General features: G+C 67.7%; 9 protein-coding genes. 3 read left to right on the top strand and 6 right to left on the bottom strand.

The annotated features are described in order from the left end of the window. Positions 1-2: 2 nt before the first annotated feature. Entirely contained in the window at positions 3-1,907 is a 1,905-nt protein-coding gene (locus tag ACWGI6_RS09120; RefSeq protein ID WP_453266888.1) for a UvrD-helicase domain-containing protein, read from the bottom strand. Continuing rightward, positions 1,904-6,799 carry a DEAD/DEAH box helicase gene (locus ACWGI6_RS09115; protein ID WP_453266887.1) on the bottom strand — a complete coding sequence of 1,632 codons (4,896 nt, stop codon included), beginning with the start codon at positions 6,797-6,799 and terminating at the stop codon, positions 1,904-1,906. The genes ACWGI6_RS09120 and ACWGI6_RS09115 overlap by 4 nt, the downstream gene beginning before the upstream one ends. 297 nt (positions 6,800-7,096) lie before the next feature. On the opposite strand from ACWGI6_RS09115, the gene ACWGI6_RS09110 reads away from it, so the two are divergent. Genes ACWGI6_RS09110 through ACWGI6_RS09100 form a run of 3 tightly spaced genes read left to right on the top strand, consistent with a single transcriptional unit; the run spans position 7,097 to position 11,066 of the window. Beyond that, a complete protein-coding gene (locus ACWGI6_RS09110) occupies positions 7,097-9,196 on the top strand; it encodes a helix-turn-helix domain-containing protein (RefSeq protein WP_453266886.1) in 2,100 nt (699 codons plus the stop codon). Next, positions 9,193-10,167: a hypothetical protein gene (locus tag ACWGI6_RS09105; RefSeq protein ID WP_453266885.1), complete on the top strand. Its 975-nt coding sequence runs from the start codon at positions 9,193-9,195 to the stop codon at positions 10,165-10,167. Before ACWGI6_RS09110 ends, ACWGI6_RS09105 begins: the two co-directional genes overlap by 4 nt. Beyond that, entirely contained in the window at positions 10,164-11,066 is a 903-nt protein-coding gene (locus ACWGI6_RS09100; protein ID WP_453266884.1) for a DUF6339 family protein, read from the top strand. Before ACWGI6_RS09105 ends, ACWGI6_RS09100 begins: the two co-directional genes overlap by 4 nt. 14 nt (positions 11,067-11,080) lie before the next feature. On the opposite strand, the gene ACWGI6_RS09095 is transcribed toward ACWGI6_RS09100, so the two are convergent. The 4 genes from ACWGI6_RS09095 to trmB form a co-directional block, all read right to left on the bottom strand. Then, a complete protein-coding gene (locus ACWGI6_RS09095; RefSeq protein WP_453266883.1) occupies positions 11,081-12,199 on the bottom strand; it encodes a DNA cytosine methyltransferase in 1,119 nt (372 codons plus the stop codon). Between the two features lie 122 nt (positions 12,200-12,321). Beyond that, the gene (locus ACWGI6_RS09090) at positions 12,322-13,260 is read right to left on the bottom strand and encodes a DNA cytosine methyltransferase (RefSeq protein WP_453266882.1); all 939 of its coding nucleotides are present in this window, start codon (positions 13,258-13,260) and stop codon (positions 12,322-12,324) included. A gap of 185 nt (positions 13,261-13,445) precedes the next feature. Further along, the gene (locus ACWGI6_RS09085) at positions 13,446-14,753 is read right to left on the bottom strand and encodes a PrsW family intramembrane metalloprotease (protein ID WP_453266881.1); all 1,308 of its coding nucleotides are present in this window, start codon (positions 14,751-14,753) and stop codon (positions 13,446-13,448) included. Between the two features lie 28 nt (positions 14,754-14,781). After that, complete coding sequence (trmB, locus tag ACWGI6_RS09080; RefSeq protein WP_453266880.1) at positions 14,782-15,705, bottom strand: tRNA (guanosine(46)-N7)-methyltransferase TrmB; 924 nt, start codon at positions 15,703-15,705, stop codon at positions 14,782-14,784. Between the last annotated feature and the right edge of the window lie 53 nt (positions 15,706-15,758).

Raw genomic sequence — 15,758 nt, 5'->3', positions numbered from 1 at the left:
CGTCAGTCCTTGTCCGTGGGGTCGTACTCGAAGTGCCCGAGACCGGTCGGGCGGGGGGCAAGCCACAACCCGGGGTCGACCTGCCGGCCGGCTGCGCGCTCCCCGGCGACGGTCTCGATCACATCGATGCGGATACCTGTGAGGCGCCGGGGCCAGTTCCGGGGCATGAACGTGCGCGACTGCTGCAGGTGTCGGTACAGGTCAAGTCGGAACGCCTCCGAGGCGACGCCTATCTCCCGCTGCTCATGTCGAAGGACATAGCCAGGACTTATCCGACCGTCATGGTCCGCGGGCAGTTCATCGACCCGCACAAGCTCGACCGGGTCACCGGGGGCCACCTGGGAACGGAGGTATTTCTGGAGCGTGACGGCATCGTCCTCGCCTTCACAACCCGCCGCTGGATGGCCTACGTGGATGTCACCGCCGAGGATCTCCATGCCCGAGCGTTTCCAGTGCTGGAAGCCGAAGCGTGCCCATCGGCCGGTCTGCTTGTCCTTGCGGATCAGCCAGAGCCCGTTGTGATCGGGGCGGGCCTGCCTGGGCAGGTCGAGCCGGTAGATCTCCTCGCGAGATCGGGTCATGGCCACATACAACGCGCGCACCCGGTCGGCCGCATCGACGCCGAGGGCAACATCTGTGGCGTCGATCCGACCTGGGTCGACCACCAGGACACGGTCGAACTCCAGCCCCTTGGCCCGGTGGAAGGTGGAGATCACCAGCGGATGCGGGGGCTGGGCCGTCAACTCGTCGGGCAGCCTGCCGACGGACAGCGCGTCGCGCAGCCGCGGGAGGTCGATGGACTGCCCTGCACGGTCCCGGGCGCAGATGAGCAGGATGCGCCACATGCGTTCGCGGTCCCACTTATCGGTGACACCGTGCAGTGACGGATGAAGATCGTCGAAACGCTGTCGGGTAAGGGTCAGCGCTCCCCGGTCGGCGTGCGCGAGGTCGTGCAGCCAGGCCGGGGCGACCCGGTCCTGTGCGGCGCGGCGCAACTGATGCGGGATGTCGAGGCCGTGCAACCACTCGGAAATCAGGAGTGCCTCACCGTTCGTACGGCAGAGGACGGCCGTGGTGATCTCGGTGTCGAGGAGCGATTCCCGGATGAACGGAACAGTGATGTCACCGAAGTCCAGCCGAGCCGCGAGCTCCGTCCGCAGCTCGTCGTGGATCCGATCGGCCTCGGCGAAGGTTACGCATCCTCGCATTGTCCCTTCGAAACGGAGGGCGGCGCGGGCCTCGTCCGTACGGGCGCGGAAGTTGCGGCTGAGGGAAAGCTCGATCAGGTCGTCGACGAAGAAGTTGCGCAGCCAGTCGAAGAAGCGGTTCGTCTCGATATCCCGCTCCCCTGGGTCGGCGACCTGGAAGCCGTAGATCGCCTGCGCCGGGTCACCGACGATGGTGAAGCCGCAGTCGTACGCCTCCAGCAGCACTTCCACCAACTCGCGTCGGTCGCCGACAAGGTCCTGCACCTCGTCGATCACGATATGGCGGAGTTCGTCCAGCCAATCGGGGGCGGTCTGTTCGTCGGCGATCACCTTCGTGGCCTCACGGATCCGCTCATCGAACGGACGTGAGCGCCAATCGACATCCGCCGCGACCTCGATGAGGATCTCCAGGGCCCAGGAATCGAAGGTCGTCACCCGCACATGGCGGGCGCGGCCGCCGTACAGCGACAGCCGCGCCCGGAGCTCGCGGACGGCGGCGCGGGAGAAGGTCAGGACGAGGATGTCCCCTGTCGTCAGGCCTTCGTCGGAAACCAAGGCCTCGACACGACGCACCAGGGTGTGCGTCTTCCCCGCACCTGCCCCGGCGGTGAGCAGTAGCGGCGCGTCGGCGGGCAGGCCTACGACAGCGAGTTGTTCGTCGGTGAGCGGCGGGGACCCCTCGTAAGGGCCGGTGCTCATCCGTTCCCCTCCCACAGGTGCTCGAACTCGGTGTAGGCGAGGTCACGGCCAAAGTTCTCGATGTTGTCGCGAACGTTGAGGATCAAGCAGCTGTCCTTGCCGCCGTTGAGTGGGCCCCGCAGACCCCGGCCGATCATCTGCACGTATGTGTTCGGGCTGTAGGTCGGCCGTGCCACGACCACCGCGCGTACCGCAGGGGCGTCGAAGCCCTGGGTGAGCACGTTGTAGTTGGTCAGCACCTGGATCTTCCCGTTGCGGAACGACTCGATGCGACGGTTACGCACCCCCGTGGGCGTCGTGGCATCGACTGAAGCAGCAGTGATCCCACTCTCGTTGAGCAGCGCGGCCAGGACCTGGGCATGCTCGACCGAGGTGCCGAAGACCAGCACGGGCCAGTGCTGTGGCAGTCGCTCGATCTCCTCGACGATGCGTTTCGTGCGGCCCACGTCCCGCGCCATGCGTGCAGTCACAGCGGCGGGCAGCGTCATGCTGTTGCTGCTCATGACCTGTGCGATCTGATCGGGGCTGAGGGAGTAACTACCGCCGGCGAGCTCGCGCTGCTCCACCTGGGAGAGCACGCCGAGCTCCTGCAAGTGTGGATAGGGGTCGTCGCCGTCGAAGACGTCGCGGTCCAGACGCTTGCGACCGAACCGGGCCGCCAGTCGTCGCGTCTCGTCCTCGCTGCTGCCCCTGAACGCAGTGGCGGTCAGCCCCACGAGATGGCGCGAAGTGCGGTGCTGGTCGATGCCGAGGGCGTCCAAGATCTTGGTGTACGTCTTCGGGATGGCGAAGTGTGCTTCGTCGACGATGACCAGAGCGGCTTCGCGTAGCCAAGCGTACGGCTCGGTGTCCAAGTGGCGGGAAAGGGTGTCGTCGATGGCCACCACGACCTGAGGGCCGGCCGTGGCCGGTTCCGCGGCGACGCCGCCCCACATACGGCTGATACGAAGATTCTGCTCGGGCCCCGCTTGGGACCAGACGAACTTCCAGGTTTCGATGGCCTGCTCGCACAGCTCCGTGCTCTGCGCGATCCACAGGATCGGGCCTTTCAGGACACCGTCGGCGATGGCTTGGACGGTTGCCTCGACGGCGATGCGGGTCTTGCCCGCCCCGGTCGGGATCTGCAGCATCGATCGTTTCTCGTCGCTCTGCACCAAGTGCTGGTACATGTTGGCGACCAGGCGCATCTGATACTGGTGCAGAGGGCGGGGCTTGCGCGGTCCCTGAACAGTCTCGAACGGCGGCGGGGCCTGGCTCGCCTCCTGATCACCTGCCCACTCGGCCGGGAATCCGTACGTCTTCACGAACGAACGCGCCGCATGCCCACCCGTCCAGCGCTGCGGAGCGTCGAAACCGGCCTTGGTCAGCGCAAGGGAAAGTTGGCGCAGCACCTCTTCGCCGTGGGTGGCGATCACCAGCTGCGCGATGCGCAGTTCATCCGGAGCCTGTCCGTTCAACTCCTCGTCGGCCAACAGAAGACCGGGCGGCAACTCCTCCCGAAGTCGTTCACCACCGAGCGCGAGAAGCAGCTTGCGGGCGGCATCAGGCTCCTGGCGGACCTTCAGGAAATGCTCGTTCTCCCTATCCTTCTGCTGCTGGGCCAGCATGGCGCGGCAGCCGGGCTCCCCCAGTCTGAGCCCCAGCATCCGGTCGACAGCGCACAGCACTTCGAGTTCGTCGTCCGGCCCGCACAGCAGCACGGTTTCGGCGTCACGTGCCTCGGTGAGCGGTTCCTCGCGTTTTCCCTCAGGAGTGCGGACGACCCTGGCGAGGTGGGAACAGTGAGACAGCTGCCACACCGTTCCGCGGGGCAGACGTTGGCGTAGCCGGGGATAGAGGTCGGTCAGCTGTACTGGATCTCCCAGCACTACGCTGTCCAGTTCTTCCTGGAGTAGCTCGGACGGGGCTTTCAACGGCCAGTCCGCGATCATCCGCTCCGCGTCCTCGGCCGTAGGAACCAACAGCGCGGGTACGCTCTCCCGCACGAGAATGCGGTACTGCTCCTGATCGGCGGTGACCGCGATCTCCTCGTCGGTCCGCGTCGTCCACTCCCCGCCCACCTGGCAGCGAGTGAGAGTGTCTTCCGGCCATGGAATGTCCTCGACGTCGCGGCTGGTCAGCAGTGCATAGGCGCTGCCGACGAATTCGGCGTCCGCACTGTCGTGAATGCGCTGGAAGAGTTCCTCCCACAGCGCCTCGGGCACGGAGCCCAGGTCCGACGTGAGGCGGAGCACGCGGGCCGTGTCCGCGTCGATCGAAGCTACCGGCAGCAGCTGCGGATTCACGTCGGCTGCGGGGGAGAGGCAGGCGCTCGGCCTTCGGTCGCCGAGCGAGGTGGGTACAACGCCCTTCTGCCACAGCATCCACATGATCGGGGAGTGCACCTGCTGCGGGGGGTTGCGGTTGGAGCCGACCTGCAGCGTCCAGTTCTGTACCAGACCGTGCTGGGGCAGGTGCTTGACGAATGCGGCGCGGCCTTCCTGGGACAGCCGGGGCAGCAGATGGAGTGGTCCGGCGGGGTTGGCGCCACTCACCAGCAGGGTCTTGGGGCTGGGGCGACGAGCACTGCTCGGCAGGCTCTTGTAGTAAAGCTTGTGGACCTTGTCGAGGTATTCCTGGAACCACTCGTCTGCGCGCGGGTCGCAGCCGACCACGGGGCGGTCAGTGGCGCCGAGCTCGCGTAGCACGGTGATGTCCGGGCTGTGGAAGTCGGGATCGACGAGCAGTTCGGCATCCCGGCTGCCGTCCGCCGGTACCACCGGACCGGCGAGGAAGGCATCGCGGAGGGGCCGGAACGTGCCGTCGGCGGTGCGGACCATGATTGCGAGCGAGGGGGCCTGGATCTTCGCTCGGATCGCCACAGCGGCCCGCCCGGTGCCGGCCTGACGCAGTAGCGCCCAGAAGTCCTCCCACTCCTTGGGGCCGTAGCGATCGAAACCGAGGTCCAGGATGGCCTTGAAGCGCCCTTCGGCGTCCGCCTCCGGTATGCCGAGCGCCTCCAGCGCGTGGCGGGCATTGTCGTCAGCGACGACGTCAGGGTGTACGTACGTCATGTCGTCCTGCAGCCCGCTGCCGCCGACGGGGCTCCGACGGTAGACCCGCCCGCGCCCGCGTGCGGGGGCGATGAGGTCGCCCTGCTCCGTGAGCAGGACACGAGCGGCGGCCGCCGGGGCGGCCCGGTCGAAGTGGGCCGACTCCATGTCGGCGACGATGCGCAGTGCCAGGGCGGATGCAGCGGGCGTACGGTCCGCCACCAGAGCCTCGAGCCACTCGGTCACCGAGGCCGGGCGCACGCTGGCCAGCTCCATGATGTCGCGGGCCCGGGAACGCCGTTCTCGGCTCTCCACGGAACGGTGGCACCAGCCGACCGGACGGCCCGGGTGTTGAGCCCACAGCTCCAGCCACTTCTCCTGGAGGTCCTCCGGATGGAGCCGGAGGGCCTCGGGCTTGCGCAGGGTGCCGCGCTGGTCAGGGAGCGAGGGCAGACGGGCGGCGGCTTCCAGCACCTTCTTGCTGAGCATCTCGTCACCCCATTGGGAGGCCTCGCGGCCACGGGCCGTGAGCAGGGTCAGGTACGAGCCGGGGTCGCTCGTTTTCAACAGGCGGGGCAACGAGGAGATGACCAACTCCGCTGCTTCTGCCAAGAGTTCGGTGTTGAAATCGCTCTTCGTGAGGTTCTGCCGGTCTTCGGGGGTCTTCCACGGCGCGTTGAGGATTCCGGTGAGCGTGGTGTCGTAGTGCGTGGGGAAGAAGGCCCAGAAGCTCCCCCGCTTCTTGCGGGCGTCGACGCTCTCACCGGGAACCGCCCAGGAAAGCCGGATCAGCAAACGCTCGTGAAGCTCGCCCGCCGTCTTCCGGGCTTCGTCGGACGGCGAGTGGTCGACATGGAAGACATCCCATCGCTCGTTGCGCACCGGTCTGCCGTTGCTCTCCTCGACGACGAGGTGCCTCGTGTGGGTGAGCTTGGCATCGGTCTCCTCGGCAGAGGGCTTCTCGGTGTCCTGTGTCGTCTGCCACAGGGCCCGGTGCAGTTGGTGGCGATCGCGGCGATCCTCGAGCACGACCGATTCCATGTGGGAGGAGAACAACATGAAGTGGGGCGGGAAATTCCGCAGGTCCCGCCCCAGGCGGTGGGCCGCGCCATGGTGCAGAGGAAGCACGACCGTGGTGCTCGCCCATGCCATCAGCTCGTGGAGCACTGGGTCCTGGGCGCGGTCATGGGCAAGGTCCAAGGGCTGGGCCATGCGCAGGACCGGCGTCTCCTCGAGTGCGGAGAGGCCGGGCACGACCTCGCGGATGCGTCGCGCGGACCAGTCCTTGTCGAAGCCGAAGCAGCCCGAAGTGCTGTAGAAGCGCGGTGTGTCCGAGACGCTCAACACGGACTTCACACCGACGCCGAAGCGCCCGATCTGCCCACCACGCTTTCGGGACACGGCCATGCGCAGGATGGTGTCCGCGCCGCCGGATGTCACGGGGGCACCGGTGTTGGCGCAGTACAGGTGCGTATCGGTGAGAAGGACGTGGATGCGACCGCGCCCGGGTCGGTCCTGGCTCTCGTCGGCGCCGTTCTGCACCAGCTCGTAGATCTGGCGCTCGCCGTACCCGCCCTGGGTGATGCGACGTTCGTTGTTCGCATGCTCCTGCACGTGGCCGGGGTCGGCCCGATACACGTCCAGGATACGGCGGGACTGATCGAGGACCGTTCCGATGACGTCAGTGGCATCGGAAATAGGGCTGTTCATGATGTGAAGGGCTCCCTGGGGCTGGTCTGGCAGGACTGGCGGAGCAGGGCAACGAGTGAATCGAGCGTCCCCCGGAGAGAACGTTAGGGCGTGGCACTGACAACGCGCCCGGAATCGAAGACCTCGGCCGTGCGGGCCGTGATTCGCCATCAGAGACAGAAGGCGAAGAGGTGGGCTGCCGGGGCGCATCCATGGGTGTGGACACACTTCACCCCTGAACCGGCTTGCGTGTCGAACAAATTGCCGATTGCGGTCCCGGGACGCTACAGGTGAACAAGCGTCCTGCACAAGGAAATTGATGACTCATGGGGATCGGCCCGCCCTGCGCGTCGCATGAACCCGCGCGCTTCATAGGAGAGGAGCTCAAGGGTATGGCAACGGAATTGTCCCCCTGGTTGTTTGTCAAATAGGCGATGTACCCTCGTTGTTGTCGGTGAGGGAGGGGCGATGGACATGGACAACGAGCGCGGCGAGAGCTTCGGCGTATGGCTGGCACGTCAGTTGAAGCGCCAGAAAATGACGCAGGCCGAGCTTGCCGCGGCCCTCGGCATCACTCGTGCCGGCGTCTCGGCATGGATCACCGGCCGGGCCGAGCCACGTGAGGACAAGAAGCGCGCCATAGCGGAGATCCTTGGGACGGACGAGGCGACCGTTCATCTCCGGACCACTGACGCGCCCGCTGTTCGACCGGTCACCTGGTACCACCGGCGTGCACATTCCGATGGCGGCAGGGAGTACGGCAACGCCGCAGCCTTCGCTTTCGACGCGGACGTCTCCGTCCTGGCCCGGGAGGCCACCCAGAACAGCCTCGACGAGCGCGACGACGAGACGATGCCGGTGCGCGTCCGGTACGTGTTGCACGAGTTGAGCGGCGAGCACCGGCAACAGTTCCTGCAGGCTCTGCAGTGGGACGAGCTGCTGCCGCACTATGAAGCGGCAGCGGCCCAGAAGCAGAAGGTCGGCCGGGTCATTGCGGAGGGCCTTCGCCGGCTCCGCGAGACGGACACCCTGCTGTTGCTGCGCGTCGACGACTACAACGCTTCCGGACTCACCGGACCCGAATACGACGACGGGCGGTTCGCTGCCGTCGTCCGACGGCAGCTCGACAGCCATAAGAGCAGTGGAAGCGCGGGGGGTTCGTACGGCCTGGGTAAGGCCACTCTTTGGGCGACGAGCCGCCTCGGACTCGTACTGATCAACAGCACGCTTTCGGAGCACCATGAAGGGCGCACCGAGCGCCGCGTGATCGGCCGACTGGACCTGCCCTGGCGCGAGGTGAACGGTGAGGCGTACGCCGGCCCGGCCTGGTTGGGCGAGGAGGATGCGGATCCAGAGTACGGGGACAAGGGGGTCACCCGCTCCTGGTGGGCGGACGACGCGACAGTGGACCGGCTGCACCTGACGCGTGCCGGTTCCGACCCCGGCACGTCGTTCCTTGTCGTCGGTGCCCATGATGCGGCCGGTGATGCCGGGACCGTCCAAGAGATGCACGAGAAGCTCGTCCGCTCGCTTGCGGAGAACTTCTGGGCGGCCATGACCCATGGCGCCGCTGCTCCGCTGGTGGAGGCGTCGGTCACCACACTCCGCAACGGCCAGGTGTTGATCAAGGAAGAGCGTGTCGATCCGCATGTGCACGAACCTGCGCGCTCGCGGGCGCTCAAGGCCTACTTGGACGGGGCCACCGTCGATCGGCTCACCGGCCTCGATCAAGTGGCAATGGCCCATGTGTCCCTGACCGTACCTCCGTTGCGCGGCGGTACGGGCGCGGCAGTGGAGCATCACGCCGTAGTACTCGTGACTCCCGCCGACGACGCGGACGCGCAGCCCAACCAGCTGGAGTGCGTGCGCGGCAACCGCATGACGGTCAGCGCGCGGCGCGTCCCCGACCTGCCGATGGGCACCAACCCGTTCCAGGCTGTGCTGCTGGCCGGTAGGGCCACCGGAAAGGAGTCCGACGACGTCGATGCCGCCGAGGGATTCCTGCGAGCGGCCGAGCCGCCCGAGCACGACGACTGGAGCAGGACGGAGGAACTGGCGGCCACCTATGCCCGCGGCGCGCTCACCCGGATCAGGGACTTCCGCCGTGAGATGAATGTCGCGGTCCGCCAACTGGTCGCCCATCGCGAGGAGAAGACGGAGGGCGGGCCGGCCGTACTCTGCGAGCTCCTTCGGCTCGACGAAGGCGGAGGGGTGGGCGGCGGACGTCGTATCGACGGACACCCGACCGTGCGCAACGTCGATGGAGGGCTGGAGCCTTCCGGTGCCTGGCGGGTCCGGGTCGAGGTCAAGCTTCCAGTACGTGAGGACTCGTGGTTGATGGCACCAGTGGCGAAATTCGATGTCCGCTCCGGCAGCAAACCAGCCGTACGGTGGGCGGAGCTCATCGCCGAGGAAAACTGCCAGGTGGAGAACGGCCACCTCCGCTTCGATCCCGGAGTGCGCGCCGCCTCCTTCAGCGGTGTCACCGACGTTGGCAGCCACCCGGTGGTGGCCACGATGGCGCGACTGATCATCGACCTTCAGAAGGCGAGGGGTGCGGCCACATGAAGGCTTTGATGCCGTACGCCACACTTGCCGGCGCGATCACCCTCAAGGTCGCGGCGGCGAAGTTGGACGGCCGGAATCTTCCTCTGGAGATGATCTCCCAGCAGGACCGTGTCGTCGCCGTCCATCAGGTTGAGCGCGACGAGTGGACGGAGGCACGCTTCGAGCTACGGGCCGAGCTCCCGGACGCCGAACTGGTCTCCGGCAGATGGGGCGATGTGACATGTGTGGCCGTCCTCGCAGAAGGTGCGACCAACTCCCGTACAACCAGCCGACTTCGTCGTGCGCCCGACGGCACCTGGACCGGCAGTATCACTCTGGCCCGTGGCAGCTACCGTAGCCGGCCCGAACTCTCGGCGAGTGTCGTCGCCACGGTCGACGGCGTCGAAGGGCGAGTCATCGGAAGCTCCCACGACAACTGGGTCCTCGACCTGGAGGCCCGCAGGCCGGAGCGGCAGCGCCAACTCAACATCAACGAGATCGACTTCCGGGACGGCGGACAGGAGTGGCTACGCACCTTCAAGGACGCCCCGTGGCTCGTCGAGACCTCCGGCGACATGCCCACAGTGCACCTCAACACGGGGTTCGAGGGGATCGCGGCGCTGCTCAACTCGGGTGTCACCCCGATGGAAAAGGCGGTACGAGGCATGCTCGCGGCACAGATCGCCACCGATGCCTGGACCGCGATGTTCCACTCGGCCGTGAGCGATCTCGAGGTCGGAGACGACGGTACCCCACAATGGCCCGCCGGCTGGCGCGACTGGGTGCTGCGCAGCATGCTTCCCGACGTGCTGCCCGAACTGTCTTCCGCCGATGCCCTGTTGGAGATCCATTCCCGGCGCTCGGAGAGCACTGGCTGGAGCGAAATTCAGCCGCGTATCCAGTACGCGGCCTCCCGCCGCTCCCGCGTCGCCAAGAACCTCGGGTCGGCGATCCGAGTACTCGACCGCTCCGGTGAGGGGAACCAGCCATGAGCCGAGACATCGAAGATCTCCCGGAGCAGCTCGGGCGGCTGCGCGATGCCGTGGCGGCGAAGAATCTGACCCGGGGCGTTCTCATGGGGCAGGAGGTCCCGCCGCTGGTGGCTCTTGTGCGCGCTTCCGAGTCTTTGGGGAAATCCGGCTCCCGCTGGAATGTCAGACCCCTTCGAGAGCTCGTCGACGACACCATGCGGCTGCACACCGAGTCGGGCCGTACCCACGCGGATGCCTGGCTTGCGCCCAGGTTGCACTCCACGCTGCGCCTCACACGCGCGGAGGCGGCGGACTCTGCTCTCTGGAACTTCGTCGCCATGGTGGTCGCCCCCGACTACGTGGTCTGGCGACACCTCTCGAAGGGTGACGGGACGAAGGGGCCGGCAGTAACGGCGGACCGATTCTGTGGTCCGCACTACAAGCACGCCTTCGCCCGCCTGTGGTGGGCTGCCGAACTCTTCCGTGACGGTGAGGACTATCGGCCCGCTGTCACGGCCTGCCGCAACCAGGACATCCTCAATACCGTGCTGCGATTGGACGTGATCGACCACCGCCCCAGCGCCCGAGCTGTGACACGACTCCTCGAGGAGAAGTCCGTCCGGACGGGCCGTGAGGTCAACGCCCTCGCCACTGCCATCAACACTGCTGCCAGCACGCTGATGTACGACGTGCTGGCCCCCGACGAGGGGGCCGACACCGAAGCCCTCCGTCACTGGATCGACGAGTGCGACTTGGCGCCGCCCGTGCCCCGGGACGCACTCCCGGACGGCCCCAACGACGGAGATGTCCCGCGTGGGGCGGTAGACGTCATGACGAAGCAGTTCGAGAAGCTCTTTGCCGAAGCACCGGTACGCGGCAAGGAGCACATGGGTACGGCGGAAGCGCCGCACGGTGATTGATGCCCGCGATCGGGCTATCGCGTCGTGAGCGCCTTGGCCGTGGTGGCTGCCCCCACAGTGACGAGGGATTCTTGGGGCTCGCGATCGGCGCGGGCGGTGGCGGAAATCTTGGTCAGCGAGTCCAAGGCCTTGGTGAGAGTTTCGCCACCGATGTCCAGCGCGGCGGCGAGAACGTGAATGGCGAGCCGCGGCGGAATTGCGTTACCGATCTGCTGCCCAATATCGCGGCCGGTCCATTTATGGTCGGCCGGAAAGGTTTGCAGCTGCCCTGCCTCGGCAGGAGTGAAGCGGCCAAGTTCGACATCGGTCGGCGTCACCACGCGGTTACGGAAGATTTTTCCGGTGACGGTGGCAGCCGGCTCGTCGGATGTACGTCGGCCGCGGGCCTTGGGGTTTCCGCCGGTGCCGTAGTTGGAGATCACGACGAACGGCTCCGGCCGATCGAGCGCATCTCCCATAGTCACCCACGGCAGTAGATCCGGGGCCCCCTCGCTGCGGGACTTGCCCTTTTGAAAATGGCGGTGAGTCGGCTCGGGCAGGGCAGCCTTGCCGTTGCGACGGGCGATCAAGATGGCGCGACGCCGAGTTTGCGGCACGCCGAATTCCTCCGTACGCAGCACGCCACAGGCCACCGAGTAACCCTCGCCCTCGAGTACTTCGCCCACCGCCTGCCATACCGGCAGCGCCGCGCGCACCTGCTCCAGCACGATCGCTTCGTAAGGGTTGCCCGCGTCGATTGCGTCGAGGGCCCACCGCAAGGGCTCGAGTACCAGGCCCGTGCGCGGGTCGTTCAGGTTGGCCAGGTCGGTCAGGTCCGCAGCGACGGACTTGTCGCGAATGGCCATGCGCTTGGCGAGAGCACGCACATTGTCCAAGGCTCGGCGTCCGGCGCCGGCGCCGGCCACGGTGTATGTCTGGCACGGTGGCCCACCGGCGAGGACGGTGGCCTTCGGGAAGTGCGCGGGCCCGAAGTCACGCACATCACCTGCCTCAGTGGGCAGTTGGGCAGCGGTGCGAGTTGCACACGCGTCCTCGTCCCACTCGATGCCGACCGCAGAGAGCGACAATTTGCGCGCAGCCACGTCCAACCCGCCCGGCCCGGCGAACAAGTCCACAATCTCGGCGTCGTGCACGTGGTCTCCCGGCTGTCGGGTTGGAGAGGTGATCAGGCGGGATGGCCCAGGCCATTCTATCGGGAGCCGTGGGAGGCGTTCCAGCCGGACAGAGCGACTCGTCAAGATCGGCCGGTGACCATTCATGAGGCCGGCTCGGCGTTCGGCTCCAAGGCGGCGGCAATCTGTTCCCCCAGGGCCCGTGCGACGGGAGGCGGCGATGCATGCCCCAACTGTCGGTAGCGGGCGGTCTTGCCGCCCAGCATCCGCCACTGGGGCGGAAAGCCCTGGAGGATCGCGACCTGCTCAACCGTGAGCTTCGGCATCAGCTTGACGTCCCCGTCCGGATGCCAGCGGTAGTCGGCCCCGGGGACATCGTCTCCGATGCTGCCGCCGTTGATGCTCATGCGTGCCCAAGCCTTCTTGGTCCCGGTCGGCCCGAGATCGGCACCACCCCGACGCTCGGAGCCGCCCACGATGGCCGGGGCGGGCCGATCCGCCTGCGCGGCCCAGGCTGCGGCCTGACGCCACCCGCGTCCAGCCATGGATTTCCACAACGCTGCGCCCACTGTCGGGGTGGGAGCGGTGGGGGGCTCCGGCCAGCGGAATCGCTCGGATGCCTCCGACTGCAGCGCAACCATCAGACCGAGCTTACGATCTTGGGCGAGCCCGAAGCCGCCGGCATTGAGGATGTGCCAGTGAAGGTCGTATCCGAGATGCTCCAGCTCCAGGCGGGCGAACTCCCTTATGTCGACAAAGGCTTCGCTGTCGACCAGCGCCGGCACGTTCTCGATCAGCACGGCACGCGGTCGCACCTCGGCCACCAGCCACACGGTCGCCTCGAACAGCTCGCGCTCGTAACGGTCCTCGGTGCGCTTGACCGCTGCGGGCGATTTCACCCGCGGAAGCCCCGCCGCGATCAGGTCCACGTCCTGCGCGTATGGATGCTCCTGCGCCACGAAGTCCCGCAGATCCATCTCCAGCACTCGCCACCCGAGCCGGTTGGCCCGAAGAGTGGCGCAGGCGTGCTGGTTCCGTTCGATCAATGCGACCGGGGCGAAGCCGGCGGTCTCCAGCCCCATGGCGAGCCCCCCGGCTCCTGCGCAGACTTCCAAGGATGTGTAGCGGACAGCGGCCAAGGCGGTGGGTCCCTCTTCTCATGACGTCGATGGCCAAGGCCCTCCGCGGTTTCCCCTGGTCCTGGGCTCCTCACTCCCGGCCACCACTGAACGTGCTGTACCCATCTTGCAGTTCAGGGGCTGTCGGACTAACCGGGGCCATTGGGAGGGTCGGACGGTGAGGCAGGGGCAAACTTCTGCTCTTTGGCCACCCACGCATCCACCAATGCCTCCCGCCCCCACTGTTGGTAATGCCGCAAATGCTGCAGCAAGTGCTGCTCCCGGTTCAAGAAGTTGGGCGAAGGTCCCAAGAGATGAGCCCGCCGCCGATGGAATGACAGGGCCGTGGCGGTGGTGGCGTATTCGGTGACGGCGCGGGCGGCCGCCGGGCCGTGGGTGTCGTGGGCGATGTCGCGGGCCAGGGCGCGGGTTTTGAGGGAGGAGAGGGCGGCGGGTTCGGTGGGGGTGAGCCAGCCGGCGGTGATGTAGGGGGCGAGGTAGCCGCGCAGGGAGAGCAGTTCTTGGTTGCGGGCCCAGACGGCGAGCCAGGTGAGGGCGAGGAGGACGGGGACCATGAAGAGGCCGTAGACGGTGAGGAAGCCGGGGTCGCCGAGGGTGGAGGCGCCATTCCAGATGGCGTGCAGGAGGACGGCGGTGAGCAGGCCGAGGAGGGTGAGCGCGATGCGGGCGGTGCGGCGGCGGGGGTAGCGGGTGGCGGCAATGCCGAACGCGAGACCCGTGAGGATCGTGAAGAGCGGGTGGGCGAAGGGGGAGACGACGATGCGGAGGAAGAAGGTGCCGGCGGTGAGGGAGTTCAGGCCGGAGTGGCCCATCGACTGGTCCTCGCCGAAGGCGTTGCCCAGGTGGAGGACGTTCTCGGTGAAGGCGAAGCCGGTGGCCGTGATGCCGGCGATGACGATGCCGTCCGTGATGCCGTCGAAGTTGCCGCGCCGGAAGCGGTAAAGGAAGAGCACGGCGGCGGCCTTGACCACCTCCTCGACGACGGGGGCGATGACCGTGGCGCCCCAGGCCTCGGCCTCGGAGGGCGACGTCGAGGCGATGTTGGCGGCCAGCCAGTCGGTCGCGAAGCCGTTGGCGAGGAGCGCGACCAGGGCGGCGGCGCAGGCACCCCAGGTGAAGGCGAACGCGAGGTTGCGCCAGGGCTCGGGCTCGACGCGGTCGAGCCAGCAGAACGCCGCCAGGAGGAGCGGCACCGGGAAGACGGCCAGGCCGAGGCCGACCAGGAAGCCCTCGGTGCCGGTCTCCTGGCGGACCATGCCGATGATGATCACGCCGGAGAGCGCGAGCATCGAGATCAGGGCGAGGGCGCGGAGGGTGGTGCTGTGCCAGGGGGCCGCCCGCCGGCGGCGAGCGGCCGCGTCCGCGTGCGGGTGGGGTGTGTACGGGGGAGGGGCAGGTGCGGACGGCGGGTGCGGGGGCGGCTGGAACGGGTACACCCATCGACCCTAACGAGCGGCGTGCGCCCTACGCGTCGCGGCGGCGGAAGAGGAGGTCGTGGACGACATGCCCCTTGTCCAGGCCCTGGCCCTCGAACTTGGTGAGCGGGCGGAAGTCCGGGCGCGGCGCATAGCCGGGGTAGAGGTTCTCCAGCGTCGGCTCGGCGGAGAGGACCTCGAGCATCTGCTCGGCATACGGTTCCCAGTCGGTCGCACAGTGGACGAGGGCACCGGGCGCGAGCCGGGTGGTCGCCAGCGCGATGAACTCCGGCTGGACGAGGCGGCGCTTGTGGTGGCGCTTCTTCGGCCAGGGGTCGGGGAAGTAGACGCGCAGGCCGGCGAGGGAGCCAGGGGCCAGCATTTCGCGCAGCAGGATGATCGCGTCGCCGTTGGCAACCCGGATGTTGGACAGGCCGTTCCGCTCCGCGAGAGCGAAAAGATTGCCCTGCCCCGGGGTGTGGACGTCGCAGCCGAGGATGCCGGTGTCCGGGTCCGCGGCGGCCATCTGCGCCGTGGCCTCGCCCATGCCGAAGCCGATCTCCAGGACGACGGGCAGCCCGTCGAAGAACGCGTCGAGATCGATGCGGGAGAGCCCGTCGATGTCCAGCCCCCACGTGGGCCACAGACGGCGCAGCGCATCCGCCTGGGTGGGCGAGACACGGCTGCGGCGCGGCTGGAAGGAACGGATCCGCCGCTCGTGATGCGAACCCGCGGGGTCGGCCGCGGGGCCGGTCCCGTCGGGGAACATGGGCTCACCGCGGCGCGGAGTGGCGGCCGAGACGGCGGTGGCGCCAAGGCTGCGGGCCTCCTGCGGGTCGGCTTCGCGCGCGTCGGCTTCTCGGGGGGCGGGTTCCCGGGTGGGGGATGCCTGGGGGGCGGCGGCCGGAGCGTCGGCTTCCAGGGCGTTCGCTTCCGGGGCGTCGGTTTCGGGGGTGGCGGGATTCTCGGACACAGTGAGTTGATTCTACGGATGGCCGGCGGGGGAGGGGCCGGCTGATGGTGGGT

This window comes from Streptomyces sp. NPDC054786 (assembly GCF_053611685.1).
This window is presented reverse-complemented; position numbering and strand designations above follow the sequence as displayed.

Bases quoted from the DNA above. Each gene is read 5' to 3' on its own strand.
- ACWGI6_RS09120 (WP_453266888.1), bottom strand. From the start codon at position 1,907: ATGAGCACCGGCCCTTACGAGGGGTCCCCGCCGCTCACCGACGAACAA.
- ACWGI6_RS09115 (WP_453266887.1), bottom strand. From the start codon at position 6,799: ATGGCGAATCACGGCCCGCACGGCCGAGGTCTTCGATTCCGGGCGCGT.
- ACWGI6_RS09110 (WP_453266886.1), top strand. From the start codon at position 7,097: ATGGACATGGACAACGAGCGCGGCGAGAGCTTCGGCGTATGGCTGGCA.
- ACWGI6_RS09105 (WP_453266885.1), top strand. From the start codon at position 9,193: ATGAAGGCTTTGATGCCGTACGCCACACTTGCCGGCGCGATCACCCTC.
- ACWGI6_RS09100 (WP_453266884.1), top strand. From the start codon at position 10,164: ATGAGCCGAGACATCGAAGATCTCCCGGAGCAGCTCGGGCGGCTGCGC.
- ACWGI6_RS09090 (WP_453266882.1), bottom strand. From the start codon at position 13,260: ATGGGGCTGGAGACCGCCGGCTTCGCCCCGGTCGCATTGATCGAACGG.